Source organism: Simplicispira suum (assembly GCF_003008595.1).
GTDB classification, from domain to species: Bacteria; Pseudomonadota; Gammaproteobacteria; order Burkholderiales; family Burkholderiaceae_C; genus Simplicispira; species Simplicispira suum.
Genome location: NZ_CP027669.1, coordinates 2092014 through 2107510 on the forward strand (window position 1 = coordinate 2092014; position 15497 = coordinate 2107510).

Consider the following 15497-nt stretch of genomic DNA (forward strand, 5'->3'; position numbering starts at 1 on the left):
GTCTCAGGCGGTGCTTTCATCGCGCGAAGCGCGGTCCAGGTGCTGGGTGTCGCCCCATCCCACCAGAGTCAAAGCCTCCGGGGTCCAGAGCAGTCGGTTGATGGCGGTATTGGTCAGCTGCCAGGTGCGCGGTGCCTGCAGGGCCTGGCCGGTGGACAGGCGGTACAGCACGTCGAGCACGCCGCCATGCGCCACGAGCACGATCTGCTGGCCTAAGTGCTGTGCCGCCAGACGTGCCGTGACGCCTGCGATGCGCGCTTGCAGCAGCGTCAGGCTCTCGCCGCCTTCGGGCGCGAAATCCGGGTCGCGTTTGCGCCAGCGCAGCGCCTGCTCGGGCAATTCGGCCTCAATTTCGGCAAAGGTGCGGCCCTCAAGCTCGCCAAAGCTGCGCTCGCGCAGGCCGGGCTCGGCGTGCAGCGGCGCTCTGGCGGCATCGGCAATGGCGGCGCCGGTGGCATGCGCGCGCAGCAGGTCGCTGGCATACACCGCAGCAATCGGCTCGCCGGCCAGCGCCCGCGCCACCTGCGCCGCCTGCCAGCGGCCAGTATCGTTGAGCGCAATGTCGCGGTGGCCCTGGATGCGCGTGTCCACGTTCCACGCGGTCTCGCCGTGGCGGATGGCAAGGATGCGGGTGGCGTCCATGAGGGAGTCAGTGAGCGCCTGCGCCGGCAGGCGCGAGCGGCAAGCGAATCTGGCGCGCTCCGGCAGGTGGCATAGGGAAGCCCGTCAGCGCCGCATCGAACAGCACGCCGAAGATGCGCGGTGCGTCGGTCCACACGTCTTCGTTGCTGGCCGAGGTTTCGTACACGGTCTTTTGCGTGGTGGCGTCGCGCAGCACGACGCTCACTTCGTTGCGGTAGAGAGTGGGCGGCAGCTCGCGCAGCATCCAGCCTGCGCGTACGCCGGAATGGCGGCTCCAGCCGAAGCCACCGCCCCAGGGCCCATAGGGATACCAGGGGCCGTCTGCGAGCCCCGTGCCCGTCCGCACGCCGATTTCGGCAATCAGGCGCGGGGCAGTGTCGTCCCGCTGCAGGCCGGCCCGTTGCAGCGCCGCGTGGGCCATGGGCACGATCAAATCAAAGGCGCGCGACTGGTGTTGTGAGGGCAGCAGGTCCAGCCGGTACGTGGGCGGCTGCGGCAGGCGGGCGAGTGTGGACCAGCTTTGCACCTGGCTGTCCACGGTGCGCTGCACGGCGCAACCAGCCAGCGCGAAGGCCGTCAGAAGCAAAACGACGAGGCGTACGAACATGGTGCCAATCCGGTGAGAACACGCTATCCGAGCCGCAGCACCTGCATGCCGGGCAGGCCCGGTGGTGGCGGGAAGTCTTCGGCGTCAAAGGCCTTGTCGCCGTTCTCGTCCGATACGCCCGTGGCCACAGCGTTCCGGAAATCGTACAAATCGGCGTCCAGCAAATGGCTGGGCACCACGTTCTGCAAGGCGTTGAACATGTTCTCGACGCGGCCGGGAAAGCGCTTTTCCCAGTCGCGCAGCATCTCGCCGACCTGCTTCCTCTGCAGGTTCTCCTGGCTGCCGCAGAGATTGCAGGGAATGATGGGGAAGTTGCGCTGCGCGGCCCAGCGCGCCGTGTCCTTCTCGGTCACGAAGGCCAGCGGGCGGATCACCACATGCTTGCCGTCGTCGCTGACCAGCTTGGGCGGCATGCTTTTGAGCTTGCCGCCAAAGAACATGTTGAGCAGCAGCGTCTGCAGAATGTCGTCGCGGTGGTGGCCAAGGGCAATTTTGGTCGCGCCCAGCTCGTCCGCTACCCGGTACAGGATGCCGCGGCGCAGCCGGCTGCACAGGCTGCAGGTGGTCTTGCCCTCGGGGATCAGGCGCTTGACGATGCTGTAGGTGTCTTCGTTCTCGATGTGAAACGGCACGCCGGTGCTGGCCAAATATTCCGGCAAGACATGCTCGGGGAAGCCCGGCTGCTTCTGGTCCAGGTTCACCGCCACCAGATCGAAGTGGATCGGCGCTCTGGCCTTGAGTTTGAGCAGGATGTCGAGCAGCGCGTAGCTGTCCTTGCCGCCCGACATGCAGACCATCACCTTGTCGCCTTCCTCGATCATGTTGTAGTGCACGATGGCGCGGCCGGCTTCGCGGCACAGCCGCTTTTCCAGCTTGTGTGCTTCGCGCTCGATCTTCAGGCGCTGGGCACCGCTCGCGGGTGCGCTGCTCTCGAGCGTTTCTGGGGTGTCGGCGGTCCAGGCGCCTGCCATCGCGGTGTCCATGTCTGCAATCCTTTTCGTCACCAGGCGCCGGTCTCAACGCGTATGGCGACTTCACAATCGTCGAATATTTCCAGTTTGGCGATCTTCACGCGAACGCCCTGCACGCCAGGCAGCTGCATCAGCCGCTGGGCGAGTTTGCCGATCAGGCTCTCCAGCAGGTTCAGGTGCTCGGCCGTGCACTCGTCGATGATGATCTGGCGCACGCGGCGGTAGTCGAGCACATGCGTCAGGTCGTCGTCGCGCGGCGCCAGTGGCTGGCGCCCCAGGCTGAGCTCGGCGTCCACCTGAATCGGTTGGGGGGCGGTTTTTTCGTGGTCGAGCACGCCCAGACTGGCGTCAAAGCGCAGCCCGGTGAGCGTCAGAATCTGTGCGCCAGAGGTGGCAGCGGTCATGGCAGGGTTTCGGTAGGTGGCAGGTCGCCAGCAGCGGCTTTGCGCCGGAAGGCTTCGACGCCGACTGCTTCGCAGTCGTCGTACACATCGGGTTTGCGCGTAGACACCCGCGCCGCCACCACCAGCGGGTGCGCCAGCAAGGCGGCCAGCACCGCGTCGCACAGGGTTTCCTGCAGGTCGATGTGGCCGCGCTCGGTGATGCGGGTGACCTCGCTGCGAACAAAGTCGTAGTCCACCACTTCGTCGATGCGGTCGCGCTGTGGTGTCGTCTGGACGAGCGGCACGTACAGGTCGATGTCAAAAAGAATGCGCTGCGCGGCCGCGCGCTCAAAGTCGTGGATGCCGATGCGCACGCGGCGGCTGAGACCGCGCAGAAAAATGCGCCGGCAATCGGTCAGCAAGGGGTCGATCATGCTGCGCCTGGGGGCGCTGCCGGCGCCAGTTGTTCGGCCACAAACATGATGTCGCGCTCCAGCGGCACCAGGTGCTGGCCGCTGTCCACGGTGAGGGTGACGCCGGTGATGGATGCGTTCTCGGCCAGAAATACGGCGCTTTTCGCCACGTCGGCCGGGTTGGTGGCGCTTTGCAGCAGGTTCACGCGGCTGGCGCGGCGGAAGTTCTCGCCGCTCTGGGGCCCGCTCATGTAAATGAGGCCTGGAGCGACGCCATTCACCCGCACGTGCGGCGCCAGTGCCTGTGCCTGTAGCGCCACGGCGCGCTCCAGCGCCAGTTTGCTCAGGGTGTAGGAAAAATAATCGGGGTTCAGGTTGAACACCTTTTGGTCCAGCACGTGGGTCACGCAAGGCCGCGCGGCGGCGGCGTTGGCGGAGCGGGCCAGCAGGCTGGCAAGCTGCAGCGGCGCCGCGAGGTTGATCTGCATCTGCCGCTGCAGCAGTTCAGGCGAAAAATCCAGACCGGTGTCGGGCTCGAACGCTGAGGCGTTGTTCACGAGGGCGTCGGGCGCTTGCCCAAGCACAGCCACAGTGGCGGCGAACAGGGCGGCAATGGCATCGGGCTGGTTCAGGTCGCCTGGCACCGCGTGCGCCTCCCGACCCAGGGCGCGCACGGCCTCGCAGGTTTCCAGCGCTTCGCCCCGTGAATGCTGGTAATGGCACACCACGTTCCATCCGGCGCGGGCAAAGGCCAGACAAAATTCGCGGCCCAGTCGCCGGGCGCCGCCGGTGACAAGCACGGCTCTGGGGCGGTCAAGGGTGGGCATTGGGGGACAATCGCAGGCGTGATGAATGAACCCACAAGTTTAACGAGCGCTCTGCACGAGCGTATTGAGCAGACCATTGCACAAGCCGGCGGCTGGATTGGCTTTGACCGTTTCATGGCGCTGGCGTTGTACGAGCCGGGCCTGGGCTACTACGCCAACGACAGCATCAAGTTCGGCGCCATGCCGCAATCGGGCAGCGATTTTGTGACCGCGCCGGAAATGACGCCGCTGTTTGGCCAGACCGTGGCGGTGCAGGTGGCCGAGGCGCTGGAGCGCACCGGCACGCGCGAGATCTGGGAGTTTGGCGCGGGCTCTGGTGCCCTGGCGCTGCAGTTGCTCGGCGCTCTGGGCGAGCGCGTGGACCGCTACACCATCGTCGACCTCTCTGGCAGCCTGCGCGCGCGCCAGCAATTGCTGCTTGCCGGCCATGCCGACAAACTGCACTGGGCCGATACGCTGCCCGAGCGCTTTGAGGGTGTGGTGGTGGGCAACGAGGTGCTGGACGCCATGCCGGTCAAGCTGTTGGTGCGTCTGGCAGGCCAATGGCACGAGCGCGGTGTGGCCAGGGAGGGCGAGGCCTTCGCCTGGCAGGACCGGCCTACGCTGCTGCGCCCGCCAGTGGAGATCGAGGGCGATCACGACTACCTGACGGAAATCCATCCGCAGGCGGAGGCTTTCATCCACACCCTGGGCGATCGCCTCGAACGCGGTGCTGCCTTGTTTTTTGACTATGGTTTCGGCGAGAGTGAGTACTATCATCCACAGCGCCACATGGGCACGGTGATGTGCCACCGCGCGCACCGATCCGACGACAACCCGCTGGTGGAAGTCGGCCTCAAGGACATTACGGCCCACGTCAATTTCACCGGGATGGCATTGGCGGCGCAGGAGCAGCTGCTGCCGGACGGCGAGGGCTGGAGTGTGCTGGGCTACACCACCCAGGCGCATTTCCTCATCAACTGCGGATTGCTTCCAAAAATGGAGCAAAAAAGCCAAGCGGAGCGTGCGCTAGCGGCCAAATTGATGATGGAACACGAGATGGGCGAGCTGTTCAAGGTGCTGCTCATCGCCAAAGGCGAGCCCTGGGAGCCCTGTGGTTTCGTGCAGGGCGATCGTTCCCACAGACTGTGATGCGATGATTCGCTGGCTGCTTGCCACCTTTGTTGCGCTGGTCGTGATCAACAGCTTCACGCCCTGGCTGCGGCGCCTCGGGTTGGGGCGCTTGCCGGGCGATTTTCAGTTCAAACTGTTTGGCCGCGACGTGTTTGTGCCGCTGGCCAGCACGGTACTGATCAGCGTGTTGGTCAGCCTTATCGTGAAGTGGCTATGAGGGCCCGCGCGGCTTCGTCTGCGTCGGCGTTGGTCTCGGCCAGTGCCTGTAGAAAGCGACCCCGCCACCAGTGCACGTCGAACTCGCGCACATTGGCGAGCAGCGCGCGGTGGCGGCGCTGGCGTTCTTCCAATGGCATGTTCAGCGCGCGGTACATCGCGTCGGCCATGCCTTCCGTGTCGTAGGGGTTCACCAGCAGCGCGTCCTTGAGCTGCTCGGCGGCTCCCGCAAAGCGCGAGAGCACCAGCACGCCCGGATCGTCAGGGTCTTGTGCCACCACGTATTCCTTGGCCACAAGGTTCATGCCGTCGCGCAGCGGTGTCACCAGCCCCACGACGGCGGCGCGGCACAGGCCAGGCACGCGTTTGCGCGCCACCATGCGGTGGATGTAGCGAACCGGCATCCAGTCAAGCTCGCCGTAGTCGCCATTGGTGGCGCCGCACAGGCCTTCAAGTTCCTGGCGCAGGTCTGCGTAGGCGTGCACGGTGTCGCGGGACGGTGAGGCAATCATGATCAACGTCGCGTCGCTGTGCGTATCGGGGTAGCGCGAGAGCATGTTGCGAAAGGCACGCACACGCTGCGGAATGCCCTTGGAGTAGTCGAGCCGGTCGATGCCCAGCAGCAGCCGCCGACGGGCGTATTCCTCGCGCATGTTTTGGTAGATTTCCACGGCTTCGGCTCCCTGCCCCAGGCGCTCGAATTCCGCCACGTCGATGCCAATGGGAAAGGCCTGGGCCCGCACCGTGGCACCGAACGCGCGGTACTGGTGCTCGGCAACAGGCTTGGCGTCGGCTTCGGCCTGCACATAGCGGTCGAAATGCGAGACGTCGGTTTCGCTCTGCAAACCCACCAGATCGTAGGCAAAGAGCGAGCGCATCAGCCACTGGTGCTGCGGTATCGCCGCCAGAATCACGGGCGGCGGTACCGGAATGTGCAGAAAAAAGCCCATGCGCTGGCGGCACCCCAGCGCACGCAGTTCGGCAGCCAGCGGGATCAGGTGGTAGTCGTGAATCCAGATCACGTCGTCGCCTTGCAGCAGCGGCAAAAGCTTGCGCGCCATCATGCGGTTCACGCGGCGGTAGCCAGCAATGTCGCCGGTCTCCAGGTTGGCCAGATCGAGCCGGCAGTGGAATACCGGCCACAGCACGCTGTTGCTGTAGCCCAGGTAGTAGCTGTCGTGGTCCTGGCGACACAGATCCACCGTGGCCAGTGTGACGCTGCCGGCCTGGCGCGTCTGCAAGCGGCCTTCGCCGGGCGCACCGGCTTCGTCTACTGCGCCGCTCCAGCCAAACCACAGGCCGCCACTTTTGGCGAGGGCTTCGCCCAGAGCGACAGCCAGTCCGCCGGCAGCGGGCTTGCGTGGATCGGCAATGCGGTTGGAAACGACGACAAGGCGGCCTGATGGTTGCATCGTGCCATCATGCGCCATCCCGATCCAGGCGCCTGTCGGACGCCTGCTCAAATGCTTCTGCAGCAGGACGCTGGCAGGCGCCGCGCGGATCCATGCTCACGATGGCCGGGCGTGCTCCAAAGCCGTTCGCGACGCCGACAGCCAACCCCGCAGGGCGGCGGGCGTCATGCAGCGGTATTGCGCGTTTGTCGGGCCTTCGCCCACCTTGATCGCCAAGCCGCCCAGCGCCATCACGCTGGCAAAACCGGCTTCGTCGGTGACGTCGTCGCCCACGAACACCGGCGTGCGGCCGGCAAATGGCGCCTGGCGCATGAATGCAGAGATGGCCTGGCCTTTGTGGATGCCGGCCGGTTTGACTTCGTAGACGCATTTGCCGCTCAGCAGTTCGAGGCCCTGCAGGCCGACCATCGCAAGCTCCAGGGCTTGGTAGCACTGCGGACCCAGATGCGGCGCCTGGCGAAAATGCAGTGCCACGCTGGCGCGCTTGACCTCCACCAGCAGTTCGGGGTGTTGATCGGCCAGTTGCTGCGCGGCCTGCAGCACGGGGGCCAGCTCGGGCGGGTCCACCGCCGGGCGGCTGCCGTCGGCAAAGCGGTATTGCGCGCCGTGCTCGCTGGCCATCGGCAGCACCAGGGGGTCGAGAAAACCGTCGATATCGACCTCGCGCCGCCCGGTGACGATGGCAAGCGCGCCGCCCAGAAGGCGGTGCAGTGCCGACAGCGTGGGCGCCAGGCCGGCGGGTACCAGAACCGCGTACGGCTGCGCCGCAATATCGGTCAGCGTGCCGTCGAAGTCGAGAAAAAGCGCGTTCGCGCGGGTCAAAGTGGGCATCAGGGGCATTGAATCGACACCTTAGCAGAGAGCGCGGCCGGCCGCGCAGACCGCAACCGCTGCCCTTGAATCGCGCGGAGGTTGCCGCCATGTGCTGCCATGACTGAACCAGCGAGAAGCCCCATGACCGCCCAAGCCCTGCACATTGTTTGCCCGCATTGCCACACCACCAACCGCGTCCAGGCGGACCAACTGGGCAGCGCGCCCGACTGCGGAAAATGCCACCAGCCACTGTTCATCGCCACCCCGCTGGTGCTGGACGCGGTCAGTTTCGAGCGCCATATCGGGCGCAGTCAGATTCCGGTGCTGGTGGATTTCTGGGCGCCCTGGTGCGGACCCTGCCGCCAGATGGCACCGGCCTTTGCCCAGGCCGCGAAGGATCTCGAACCCCAGGTGCGCCTGGCCAAGCTCGACACCGAGGCGCATCCGCAGCCGGCAGCGCGCTTCAACATCCGCAGCATTCCCACAATGATTTTGTTCAGGGACGGACAGGAGGCGGCGCGTGTATCGGGCGCTCTGGGTGCGGCCGACATCGTGCGCTGGGTGCGCGCGGCGCTCTGACGCAGGCAGCGCCAGCTGTCAGCGCATATTGCCTGTGTGCCCCAACGAATAGCGCCCTGGCTGCGGCCAGACGGTCAATCCGTGCGGCTCGGCACCGACACGCACCTTGGCTACGGAGCCGGTGGCTGTGTCAAACCGATAGACCACATCGTCAAACCGACCGGACAGCCACAGCCACTTGCCGTCGGCGCTGACGTTGCCCATGTCGGGGCTGCCGCCGCCAGGGACTGGCCATTGCGCCACGACGGTCTGGGTGGCGAAATCGATCACGCTGACCTTGCCCGCCCCTTTTTTTGTGCCGTGGATTCTGTGCGTTCCGCGGTTCGCCACATAGAGGCGCTTGCCATCGCGGCTTGGGTACAGGCCGTGCGCGCCCAGCCCCGTCGGAATGAAGCCGACTTCTGTGAGCGCATCGCCGTCCAGCACGTGCACGCCGTCGGCGTCCATGTCGGCCACAAAGAAGCGCTTGCCGTCGGGCGATATGCGGATGTCCTGCGGCATGCCCTTGGTAGAGGTGCAAACTTCGGTTTCCAGCGGATTGCGTGCGGCCATCGATTCTGAATAGCGAACGGTGGGCATCTTGAGCTTCAGGTAGCCCAGCACGACCCGGCGGGCGAGGTCGATCTTGGCCACCGTGCCGTCAAATTCACAGGTAAAGAGCGCAAAGCGGCCGTCGATCGAGAAATCACCGTGGTTGATGCCTCCACACTTTGGTGTGTCGATCGAATACTGCAGAGCGAGGGTTTTCGGGTCGCGAAAGTCCAGCCTGCGCCTGCCCTCGGCGACGACGATGAGCGAGGTGCCATCAGGCGTGAAATAGACGTTGTAAGGATCGTCCACGGGCACCGACTTGCCAGCGCGTGCGGTGCGCGGGTCAATCGGCGTGAGGCTGCCCTTGTTGCTGCGCTCGGCGTTGTTGGCCACCCACAAGGTCGACAAATCCCACGATGGCACTACGTGCTGCGGGCCTTTGTCGACACGCAAGGTGTCCACCACCTTCATCGTTTTGGGGTCGATCACCGAGACCGATTTGCCGCGCAAGTTGGGCACATACACCCGCTCCAGGTGGCCCTTTACGGCAGCGCTCCAATGGTTTGGCGTGGTCTCGCTGTAGAGGTTTTGCGGGTCGGGTACCGGCGGCATGCCAGGCACCGTCCTGATTGCGGATGGTGTGGCGCCCGCAGTAGCGCCCTGTGCCTGCACCGATGCGCTGGCCTCCTGGCGGCTGCCTGCGCTGGCGACCATCACGGTGCACGCAGTCAGGAAAGGAAGCAATGCTTTCATGGGAGCGAATTTGACTTTTTGAGGGGGGTGGACGATGGTCTGGAGCGCGCTTGTCCCTGCAAGAGGGCGTGCAGGGCTGCCACGCTGCTGTCCACAATGTGATGCACACCGATGCGTCCAAGTTCAGCGGATGCGCGGCGCGGGTCGCCGTAAACGCCGCCTTGTTTTCCGACCTGCGCCGCCCGGTTCAGTTCATCCATGCGCACGAGGGAAGGGTCAACGGCCAGCGACAGCGATGTATCGGCCAGGCCGGCATGGGTGCCGATCTCCGCGCGGCCAAAGCCTTTGCGCAGCAGTTCTGCCACGTACTGCGATTGCGTTGCCTGGTAGTACTCGGGCAGCGCATGCACGCGGCAGCTCGGGTCGCTGGCCCACGCCTGGTTGAGGCGGTTGGCCACGCGTGCTTCAAGTTGCTGGTAGCCGCCGTGGTCGCCGAGAAAAACGACATGGCGAAAACCATGCTGCTTGAAGGAACGCGCCGCGCCTTCCAGCACTGCTTCGAAGGCTGCCTCGGGAATCGAGATCGTGCCGGCAAAGCGCATGTGCGCCTCCGGCGGGTGCACGGCGCCCTCAGGCACATAGGCCAGCACGGGCGCCACCACCGCGCCCCCCAGGCGTTGTGCGATTTGCCCGGCCAGATAGTGCACGCGCGCATTGTGCTTGCCCAGCACCATGTGCGGCCCACTTTGCTCGGTGCCGCCGATGGGCACCAGGACGGTGGTGCTGCCGGCGTCAATGCGGGCCTTTGCCTCGGTCCAGGTCATGTCTTAGAGGTAGACGCTGGGCGAAGGCGCGTCCGCCGCCCATGCCTGGCCAACGCCCAGAGCACTGTGGATCAGCACGAGAAAGCAGGCGGCCCGAAGCGTGCGGAAACGCCTCCAAAACTGCAAAAAGTGACCCACAAGGCACATACGCGCGTGATGGTACTCGGCCTCTGTCTGCCATCGGCCTGACCCGCTCTAGATGGGCGCACGCAAGCCTTCGCTAGCGTTTAAACAGCAAGCGGTCCAGCGACAGCACACCACCGCCGCGCCCAACCAGATACAGCATCAGCGCAGCCCAGGAGAGGTGCGTAGGCCAGGCGTCGGGGTAGACAAAGGTCTGGATCACCAGCGTCATGCCCAGCAGCGCCAGCGCCGAGAAGCGCGTGAACAGCCCGAGCACCAGCAGGACGGCAAACAGGTGTTCGGACACCGTGGCCATTTGCGCGGCCCATTCTGGGGGGATCACCGGCAACCGATATTCCTCGCGAAACAGCAGGTAGGTGCTGTCCGTGATGTGAAACCAGCCATCGACTTTGGTGCGTGCCGACATCCAGAAGATGCCGGCAATGGCGAACCGGTTGGCCAGGGCCAACAGGCTGTGCGGCGTGGCGCGCTCGGCCAGATGGCGCAGGCGCGCCAGGTGCCCCTGCGTAGGCAATGGGCGATCGGGCAGGGCAGTGGGGGTGGTCATGTGGTGTCCTTCGCGCCCGCAGGCGTGCTCAGGGCTCCGCTGGCAAGCAGCAGCGCCATCAGTTGGGCAAGGGTTTCGGGGGCGCCTTCGGGGGTTGCCGCCAGCGCGGCCTCGGCTGCCTCGGCAAGCGGTCGGCCGGCGGCGCAGGCGTCCAGAAAGACGGTGCCGGCGCGCGGCAAGGCGCACCACTGCACAGCGCCGCGCGGGCGTGTCAGCAAGGCGCCTTCCGCCTGCCAAGGCAGGGCGGCATCGACGGACAGGCCGTCGCGGTGGCGCTGCCAAATGGAATACGCGGGGTGCTCGTTGCACCACAGCCAGCGGGCCGCGGGGTGCGGCGCAATATGCGCTGCGCCCAAGGCGTCGGGCGGTTGGCTGGCCATCCAGCTTGCGGCCAGCGGCGGTGCGTCGGCCGCCAGATGCGCTTCGGTCCAGGCGCGGTCCAGCTGCGCCACCTCGCTCAGGTAAGGCAGCTCGGCGGCGGGCGCAAAACCGGCCAAAAACGCCGCAAAGCCGGCGCCATAGTCCATCAAACGTCCGTCGGTGGGTGGCTGCACCGCGAGGTAGGCCTGCGCGGCGCCGAAGAACCAGTCGTCGCCCACCAGTTGCACGGCGGTGGGGTAGTTGGCGCGCAGCGCGTCCAACGCCGCCTTGCGGCCGCTGTTGCGGTAGACGGCAAAGCCCGGCTGGGCGCACAGCGCGTCCATCCAGGCGGGCGCAGGGGTATCCGTACGCAGCGCGGCGCAGAAGCCGTCCTGGAAGGCACTCAGTTGCATGCCGGCTCCTCCTGCAGCGTGTCGCAAAGCGCCTGGTGCGCGCGCGCACGTTCGGCCAGCAGATCGGCCAGCGGCGGCAACTCGGCGTCGCGTTCGATCAGCGTGGGCACCGGACCGGTGCGTGCCAGCACGCGTTGGTACAAGGCCCAGACGGGTTGGGCCACTGGAGCGTCGTGGCTGTCTATGAGCAGCATCTCACCATGCACCGGGTCCGGGTGGTGGCCGGCCAGGTGCAGCTCCGCCACGGCGTGCAGGGGAAAGGCATCGAGGTAGTCGTCGAGGTACGCCTGCACTGCAGGCGCCTCGGCGCCGCGCAAGTTGCGGGCGCTCACGTACACGTTGTTTACGTCGAGCAGCAACTGGCAGCCGGTGCGGCGCACCAGCTCGGCAAAGAATGCGGGTTCGCTGTACTCGTGGTCGCCCAGGTGCAGGTAGTGGCTGGGGTTCTCCAGCGCTATCGGGCGCCCGAGTGCTTCTTGCGTGCGCGCCACGTTTTCGGCGACGCGCAGCAGGGCCGCGTGTGTTCGGGGAAACGGCAGCAGGTCGGGCTGGTAGATGCCGCGCCAGTGCGACCACGCCAGATGTTCGGAGATCAGCGCCGGCTCAATGCGCCGGGCGAGCTGCGCCAGGCGAGCCAGATGCACCTCGTCGGGCGGCGCGTCGGCGGCGAGCGAAAGCGAGACGCCGTGCAGCGATACCGGGTGCCGCGAGCGGATGGCGTCCAGCCAGGCCAAGCGCGGCCCGCCGTCCGCCAGGTAATTTTCCGGATGCACCTCCCACCAGAGGCCGGTGTCCTGGCAGGCCAGGGCCTGTTCATAGTGCTCGGGCTTGAGGCCCAGGCCGGCGGTCAATGGCTGATGCATAGCGCGGTCCTGTTTCATATCGGTCTCCCCATCGCGCTTCTCGTTATCCACACCGCATGAAACCGGCGCGGCTCAAGCCAGGGCTCCCGCGCAAGGGCCGCGGCTCCAAGCCTGCCTGCGCAGGCTTGGACGTCCCCGAAGGGCTGCCGCCTGTGGCGGCTGCACGGGGGAGCGAAGCGACACAGCAACTGTGTTTCACTTCATCGCTTCAAGCGAGCCCATGCCCTTGGGCGTCTTGATGCTGGTGCAGGTGCCGGCAGGAACGTACTTCCAGGCGTTGCCCTGGTAATCGACTTTCGAAGTGCCCGCGCAGGTGGTGCCGGGGCCTGCGGCGCAATCGTTCTTGCCGGCCATGGAGACGCCAAAGCACTTTTCCATCTGGGGCTTGGCCATGTCGGACTTCATGTCGCCGCTCTTGGCCTGGGCCATGGCAGCGCCCGAAGTCAGGGCGGCGAGGGCGATGGCAGCGAAGGTGAGGGAAGATGTTTTCATGTGAATTTCTCCATTCCGTACAGTGATGTGGATACAGCGGTGTTGCAGACGGGTCGTGCGGCAAGTTGCCGCTGGCCTGTCTGCGGTGTAATTCGCCCTGCGGTGGCCTGCGGTTACGGGCTGCCCAAAAAATGTTGAAACTTTCTTTTTGCACCGCTCTGTAACCGGGACAGACCCAGACACGAATACCCGCAGGTACCGAACATGGAAATTGAAGAGCGCCTGCGCGCGCTGCTGCTCCAAGGTCTGGCGGGTGAGGCGCGCGATTACGAACGCTTTCTCGCCGTGCTCAGCACCCATTTGCGCGCCTTTTTGCGGCGCAGACTGGGCCAATGGCCCGATGAAGTGGAGGATCTGGTGCAGGAAACCTTGTTGGCGCTGCACAACCAGCGCCACACCTACCGTGCCGACATGCCGGTCACTGCCTGGGCACACGCAATTGCGCGCTACAAGCTGGTGGACTGGTTTCGTGCACACGCCGTGCGCGGCGCGCGCAACGTGCCGCTGGACGACGTGAACGAATTGTTTTCCACCCAGGACCAGGATGCCGCGCAGGCGCGCCGCGATCTGGGTCTGCTGCTGGACACGCTGCCCGACAAACAGCGCCTGCCGATTCAGCACGTCAAGCTCGAAGGCTTGTCGGTGGTCGAGACGGCGCGCCTCACCGGGCTGTCCGAGTCGGCGGTCAAAGTAGGCGTGCACCGGGGACTGAAGGCCCTGGCAGCACGTATCAGGGGGTTGACATGAAGACGGATGAGTTGATTGGACTTCTGGCCGCCGGTGCCCACCCCGTGGCGCCCCATCGGCTGGAGCAGCGCTTTGCCGGAGCGGCGCTGCTGGGTCTGCTGTGCGCTGGCCTGTTGATGCTGCTGGGCTATGGCGTGCGCCCGGATCTGGCGCAGGCCATGCAGCTGCCCATGTGGTGGCTGAAGGTCGGTTTTGCGGGCGCTCTGGCGGGCGCCGCTGCGCTGGCGCTGCTGCGCCTTGCGCGCCCTGGCATGCGTCTGGGCCACGCGTTGCTCTGGGTGCTGCTGCCGCCACTGGTGTTGTGGGTGCTGGCGCTGGCAGCGCTGCAGGGCGCCGCCCCGGCCGAACGCGCGGCAATGGTGCTTGGCAGTACCTGGCGCAGTTGCCCGTTCAACATTGCGTGGCTGTCGCTGCCGGGCCTGGCGGCGCTGCTATGGGCCATGCGCCAGGCCGCGCCTACACGCTTGCGGCTGGCGGGTGCGGGCGCCGGGCTGTTGGCCGGCGCGCTGGCCACCCTGGCCTATACCTTGCACTGCCCGGAAATGCAGGCGCCCTTTCTTGCGGTCTGGTACGTACTGGGTATGGCGCTGCCCACGGCCTTGGGTGCCGTGCTCGGGCCACGCGTGCTGCGCTGGTGATTCAGTCTGGCAAGGCAGCGGCAATCGCCTGGGCGCGGGCCGCATGGATCTGCTCGCCCACCTGTGGCCCCTTGAGGCCGCGCGCCGCCGCATCTGCTGCCAGCGGCGCGGTGTCCACCGCCCGCGCCGCGCGCATCGCAGCCAGCAGGCGCGCGCGCTGCGGGTAGGCGGATTCTTCAAAGCCCAGGCGCCCGCGGGCGTCGCATTCGCAGGCCAGCAGCACGTCTTCGAAGCGCTCCGGTTTGCGTATTGCGTCGCAGCGCTCCAGCAGACGCAGCAGTGCGGCCGCGTTCAGCTCGCCGCTGCGGTGAATGTTGCCGTGCTCGCGCGCCACCACGTCGGCCAGCTCGCGGCAGTCCACCGGCACACGCAGGCGCTCGCACACGCCGCGCAGCAACTTGGCGCTGCGCTGCTCGTGGCCGAGGTGGCGCGGCAGCAGCTCGTGCGGCGTCGTGCCTTTGCCCAGGTCGTGGGTCAGGCAGGCAAAGCGCACGCCGAGCGGTGCGTTCAGTCGCGCCGACATATCAAGCACCATCATCAGATGCACGCCGGTGTCCACCTCCGGGTGATACTCGGCGCGCTGGGGTACGCCCCACAGGCGCTCGACTTCGGGCAACAGCACCGCCAACGCGCCGCAACTGCGCAGCGCCGCGAACATGCGCGATGGTTGCACCTCCATGAGGCCGCGCGCGAGTTCCTGCCAGACGCGCTCGGGCACCAGGTGGTCGACCTCGCCGGCGTCCACCATTTCGCGCATCAACTGCGTGGTCTCGGGCGCGACTGCGAAATCGGTAAAGCGCGCTGCAAAGCGCGCCACGCGCAGGATGCGCACCGGGTCTTCGCGAAAGGCATCGCCCACGTGGCGCAGCACGCGCTCTTGCAGGTCGCGCTGGCCAAAATAGGGGTCAAATAGGGCTTCAGCGCTTATTTCACCTGCGTTGGCAGCTATCGCATTAATAGTAAGGTCGCGCCGCGCCAAATCTTCTTCGAGCGTCACATCGGGGGCCGCGTGCACCACAAAGCCCCGGTAACCGCGTCCGCTCTTGCGCTCGGTGCGCGCCAGAGCGTATTCCTCATGGGTGTCAGGGTGCAGAAATACCGGGAAGTCGCGCCCCACGGGCCGAAAACCTTGGGCTGCCATGTCCTCAGGCGTTGCACCAACCACCACCCAGTCGCGGTCCTGCACCGGCAGGCCCAGCAGGGCATCGCGCACCGCGCCACCGACCATGTAAATCTTCATGGTGGCAGTTTATGGCACGGCTGAGCGGG

At 66.2% G+C, this 15497-nt stretch carries 20 protein-coding genes; 5 read left to right on the top strand and 15 right to left on the bottom strand.

Annotated elements, in window-relative coordinates; translation table 11 throughout:
- Positions 1-3: 3 nt before the first annotated feature.
- The 6 genes from C6571_RS09690 to C6571_RS09715 are packed head-to-tail and all read right to left on the bottom strand — an operon-like array spanning position 4 to position 3843.
- On the bottom strand, positions 4-642 hold the full coding sequence (locus tag C6571_RS09690; RefSeq protein ID WP_106446504.1) for a histidine phosphatase family protein: 639 nt from the start codon (positions 640-642) through the stop codon (positions 4-6).
- A gap of 7 nt (positions 643-649) precedes the next feature.
- Positions 650-1249: a DUF4136 domain-containing protein gene (locus C6571_RS09695; RefSeq protein ID WP_106446505.1), complete on the bottom strand. Its 600-nt coding sequence runs from the start codon at positions 1247-1249 to the stop codon at positions 650-652.
- Between the two features lie 23 nt (positions 1250-1272).
- Positions 1273-2220, bottom strand: coding sequence for a tRNA 2-thiocytidine(32) synthetase TtcA (ttcA, locus tag C6571_RS09700; protein WP_106448154.1), 948 nt, complete (start codon positions 2218-2220; stop codon positions 1273-1275).
- 29 nt (positions 2221-2249) lie between these two features.
- The gene (locus C6571_RS09705) at positions 2250-2624 is read right to left on the bottom strand and encodes a dihydroneopterin aldolase (protein WP_106446506.1); all 375 of its coding nucleotides are present in this window, start codon (positions 2622-2624) and stop codon (positions 2250-2252) included.
- Entirely contained in the window at positions 2621-3037 is a 417-nt protein-coding gene (locus C6571_RS09710) for a dihydroneopterin aldolase (RefSeq protein ID WP_106446507.1), read from the bottom strand. Before C6571_RS09710 ends, C6571_RS09705 begins: the two co-directional genes overlap by 4 nt.
- Positions 3034-3843, bottom strand: coding sequence for an SDR family oxidoreductase (locus C6571_RS09715; RefSeq protein WP_106446508.1), 810 nt, complete (start codon positions 3841-3843; stop codon positions 3034-3036). The genes C6571_RS09710 and C6571_RS09715 overlap by 4 nt, the downstream gene beginning before the upstream one ends.
- Positions 3844-3864: 21 nt before the next feature.
- Here C6571_RS09715 and C6571_RS09720 point away from each other — a divergent pair, with 21 nt between their 5' ends.
- On the top strand, positions 3865-4974 hold the full coding sequence (locus tag C6571_RS09720) for a class I SAM-dependent methyltransferase (protein ID WP_106446509.1): 1110 nt from the start codon (positions 3865-3867) through the stop codon (positions 4972-4974).
- Positions 4975-4978: 4 nt separating this feature from the next.
- On the top strand, positions 4979-5173 hold the full coding sequence (locus tag C6571_RS09725) for a DUF2905 domain-containing protein (RefSeq protein ID WP_106446510.1): 195 nt from the start codon (positions 4979-4981) through the stop codon (positions 5171-5173).
- Here the strand turns inward: C6571_RS09725 and C6571_RS09730 are convergent.
- The gene (locus C6571_RS09730) at positions 5154-6584 is read right to left on the bottom strand and encodes an alpha,alpha-trehalose-phosphate synthase (UDP-forming) (RefSeq protein ID WP_106448155.1); all 1431 of its coding nucleotides are present in this window, start codon (positions 6582-6584) and stop codon (positions 5154-5156) included. The genes C6571_RS09725 and C6571_RS09730 overlap by 20 nt on opposite strands.
- Before the next feature lie 96 nt (positions 6585-6680).
- Positions 6681-7424: a trehalose-phosphatase gene (gene otsB, locus C6571_RS09735; protein WP_106446511.1), complete on the bottom strand. Its 744-nt coding sequence runs from the start codon at positions 7422-7424 to the stop codon at positions 6681-6683.
- A gap of 114 nt (positions 7425-7538) precedes the next feature.
- Between otsB and trxC the strand changes: the two genes are divergently transcribed.
- Positions 7539-7976 carry a thioredoxin TrxC gene (gene trxC / locus C6571_RS09740; RefSeq protein WP_106446512.1) on the top strand — a complete coding sequence of 146 codons (438 nt, stop codon included), beginning with the start codon at positions 7539-7541 and terminating at the stop codon, positions 7974-7976.
- 18 nt (positions 7977-7994) lie between these two features.
- On the opposite strand, the gene C6571_RS09745 is transcribed toward trxC, so the two are convergent.
- The 6 genes from C6571_RS09745 to C6571_RS09770 all read right to left on the bottom strand — a co-directional run bounded on the left by C6571_RS09745 (position 7995) and on the right by C6571_RS09770 (position 12843).
- Complete coding sequence (locus C6571_RS09745; protein WP_420852888.1) at positions 7995-9260, bottom strand: YVTN family beta-propeller repeat protein; 1266 nt, start codon at positions 9258-9260, stop codon at positions 7995-7997.
- Entirely contained in the window at positions 9257-10024 is a 768-nt protein-coding gene (locus C6571_RS09750) for a creatininase family protein (protein WP_245901244.1), read from the bottom strand. The genes C6571_RS09745 and C6571_RS09750 overlap by 4 nt, the downstream gene beginning before the upstream one ends.
- Before the next feature lie 220 nt (positions 10025-10244).
- Positions 10245-10715, bottom strand: a complete 471-nt coding sequence (locus tag C6571_RS09755) for a DoxX family protein (protein ID WP_106446513.1) — start codon at positions 10713-10715, stop codon at positions 10245-10247.
- Positions 10712-11488 carry an HvfC/BufC N-terminal domain-containing protein gene (locus C6571_RS09760; RefSeq protein ID WP_106446514.1) on the bottom strand — a complete coding sequence of 259 codons (777 nt, stop codon included), beginning with the start codon at positions 11486-11488 and terminating at the stop codon, positions 10712-10714. The genes C6571_RS09755 and C6571_RS09760 overlap by 4 nt, the downstream gene beginning before the upstream one ends.
- Positions 11479-12351 (bottom strand): MNIO family bufferin maturase, encoded by an 873-nt coding sequence (gene bufB / locus C6571_RS09765; RefSeq protein WP_106448157.1) that lies wholly within the window; start codon positions 12349-12351, stop codon positions 11479-11481. The genes C6571_RS09760 and bufB overlap by 10 nt, the downstream gene beginning before the upstream one ends.
- 195 nt (positions 12352-12546) lie before the next feature.
- The gene (locus C6571_RS09770) at positions 12547-12843 is read right to left on the bottom strand and encodes a BufA1 family periplasmic bufferin-type metallophore (protein WP_106446515.1); all 297 of its coding nucleotides are present in this window, start codon (positions 12841-12843) and stop codon (positions 12547-12549) included.
- Between the two features lie 204 nt (positions 12844-13047).
- Here C6571_RS09770 and C6571_RS09775 point away from each other — a divergent pair, with 204 nt between their 5' ends.
- Positions 13048-13590, top strand: a complete 543-nt coding sequence (locus C6571_RS09775; RefSeq protein WP_106446516.1) for a sigma-70 family RNA polymerase sigma factor — start codon at positions 13048-13050, stop codon at positions 13588-13590.
- Positions 13587-14228, top strand: a complete 642-nt coding sequence (locus tag C6571_RS09780; RefSeq protein ID WP_106446517.1) for an NrsF family protein — start codon at positions 13587-13589, stop codon at positions 14226-14228. The genes C6571_RS09775 and C6571_RS09780 overlap by 4 nt, the downstream gene beginning before the upstream one ends.
- A gap of 1 nt (position 14229) precedes the next feature.
- Here the strand turns inward: C6571_RS09780 and C6571_RS09785 are convergent, their stop codons facing one another.
- A complete protein-coding gene (locus C6571_RS09785; protein WP_106446518.1) occupies positions 14230-15468 on the bottom strand; it encodes a multifunctional CCA addition/repair protein in 1239 nt (412 codons plus the stop codon).
- Positions 15469-15497: the final 29 nt, after the last annotated feature.

Coding starts and splice junctions, on each gene's coding strand:
- ttcA (WP_106448154.1), bottom strand. CDS start 2,220: ATGGCAGGCGCCTGGACCGCCGACACCCCAGAAACGCTCGAGAGCAGC.
- C6571_RS09785 (WP_106446518.1), bottom strand. CDS start 15,468: ATGAAGATTTACATGGTCGGTGGCGCGGTGCGCGATGCCCTGCTGGGC.
- C6571_RS09705 (WP_106446506.1), bottom strand. CDS start 2,624: ATGACCGCTGCCACCTCTGGCGCACAGATTCTGACGCTCACCGGGCTG.
- C6571_RS09715 (WP_106446508.1), bottom strand. CDS start 3,843: ATGCCCACCCTTGACCGCCCCAGAGCCGTGCTTGTCACCGGCGGCGCC.
- C6571_RS09745 (WP_420852888.1), bottom strand. CDS start 9,260: ATGAAAGCATTGCTTCCTTTCCTGACTGCGTGCACCGTGATGGTCGCC.
- C6571_RS09720 (WP_106446509.1), top strand. CDS start 3,865: ATGAATGAACCCACAAGTTTAACGAGCGCTCTGCACGAGCGTATTGAG.
- C6571_RS09755 (WP_106446513.1), bottom strand. CDS start 10,715: ATGACCACCCCCACTGCCCTGCCCGATCGCCCATTGCCTACGCAGGGG.
- C6571_RS09710 (WP_106446507.1), bottom strand. CDS start 3,037: ATGATCGACCCCTTGCTGACCGATTGCCGGCGCATTTTTCTGCGCGGT.
- C6571_RS09750 (WP_245901244.1), bottom strand. CDS start 10,024: ATGACCTGGACCGAGGCAAAGGCCCGCATTGACGCCGGCAGCACCACC.
- C6571_RS09760 (WP_106446514.1), bottom strand. CDS start 11,488: ATGCAACTGAGTGCCTTCCAGGACGGCTTCTGCGCCGCGCTGCGTACG.
- C6571_RS09695 (WP_106446505.1), bottom strand. CDS start 1,249: ATGTTCGTACGCCTCGTCGTTTTGCTTCTGACGGCCTTCGCGCTGGCT.
- C6571_RS09730 (WP_106448155.1), bottom strand. CDS start 6,584: ATGCAACCATCAGGCCGCCTTGTCGTCGTTTCCAACCGCATTGCCGAT.
- C6571_RS09690 (WP_106446504.1), bottom strand. CDS start 642: ATGGACGCCACCCGCATCCTTGCCATCCGCCACGGCGAGACCGCGTGG.
- trxC (WP_106446512.1), top strand. CDS start 7,539: ATGACCGCCCAAGCCCTGCACATTGTTTGCCCGCATTGCCACACCACC.
- C6571_RS09775 (WP_106446516.1), top strand. CDS start 13,048: ATGGAAATTGAAGAGCGCCTGCGCGCGCTGCTGCTCCAAGGTCTGGCG.
- C6571_RS09770 (WP_106446515.1), bottom strand. CDS start 12,843: ATGAAAACATCTTCCCTCACCTTCGCTGCCATCGCCCTCGCCGCCCTG.
- bufB (WP_106448157.1), bottom strand. CDS start 12,351: ATGCATCAGCCATTGACCGCCGGCCTGGGCCTCAAGCCCGAGCACTAT.
- otsB (WP_106446511.1), bottom strand. CDS start 7,424: ATGCCCCTGATGCCCACTTTGACCCGCGCGAACGCGCTTTTTCTCGAC.
- C6571_RS09780 (WP_106446517.1), top strand. CDS start 13,587: ATGAAGACGGATGAGTTGATTGGACTTCTGGCCGCCGGTGCCCACCCC.
- C6571_RS09725 (WP_106446510.1), top strand. CDS start 4,979: ATGATTCGCTGGCTGCTTGCCACCTTTGTTGCGCTGGTCGTGATCAAC.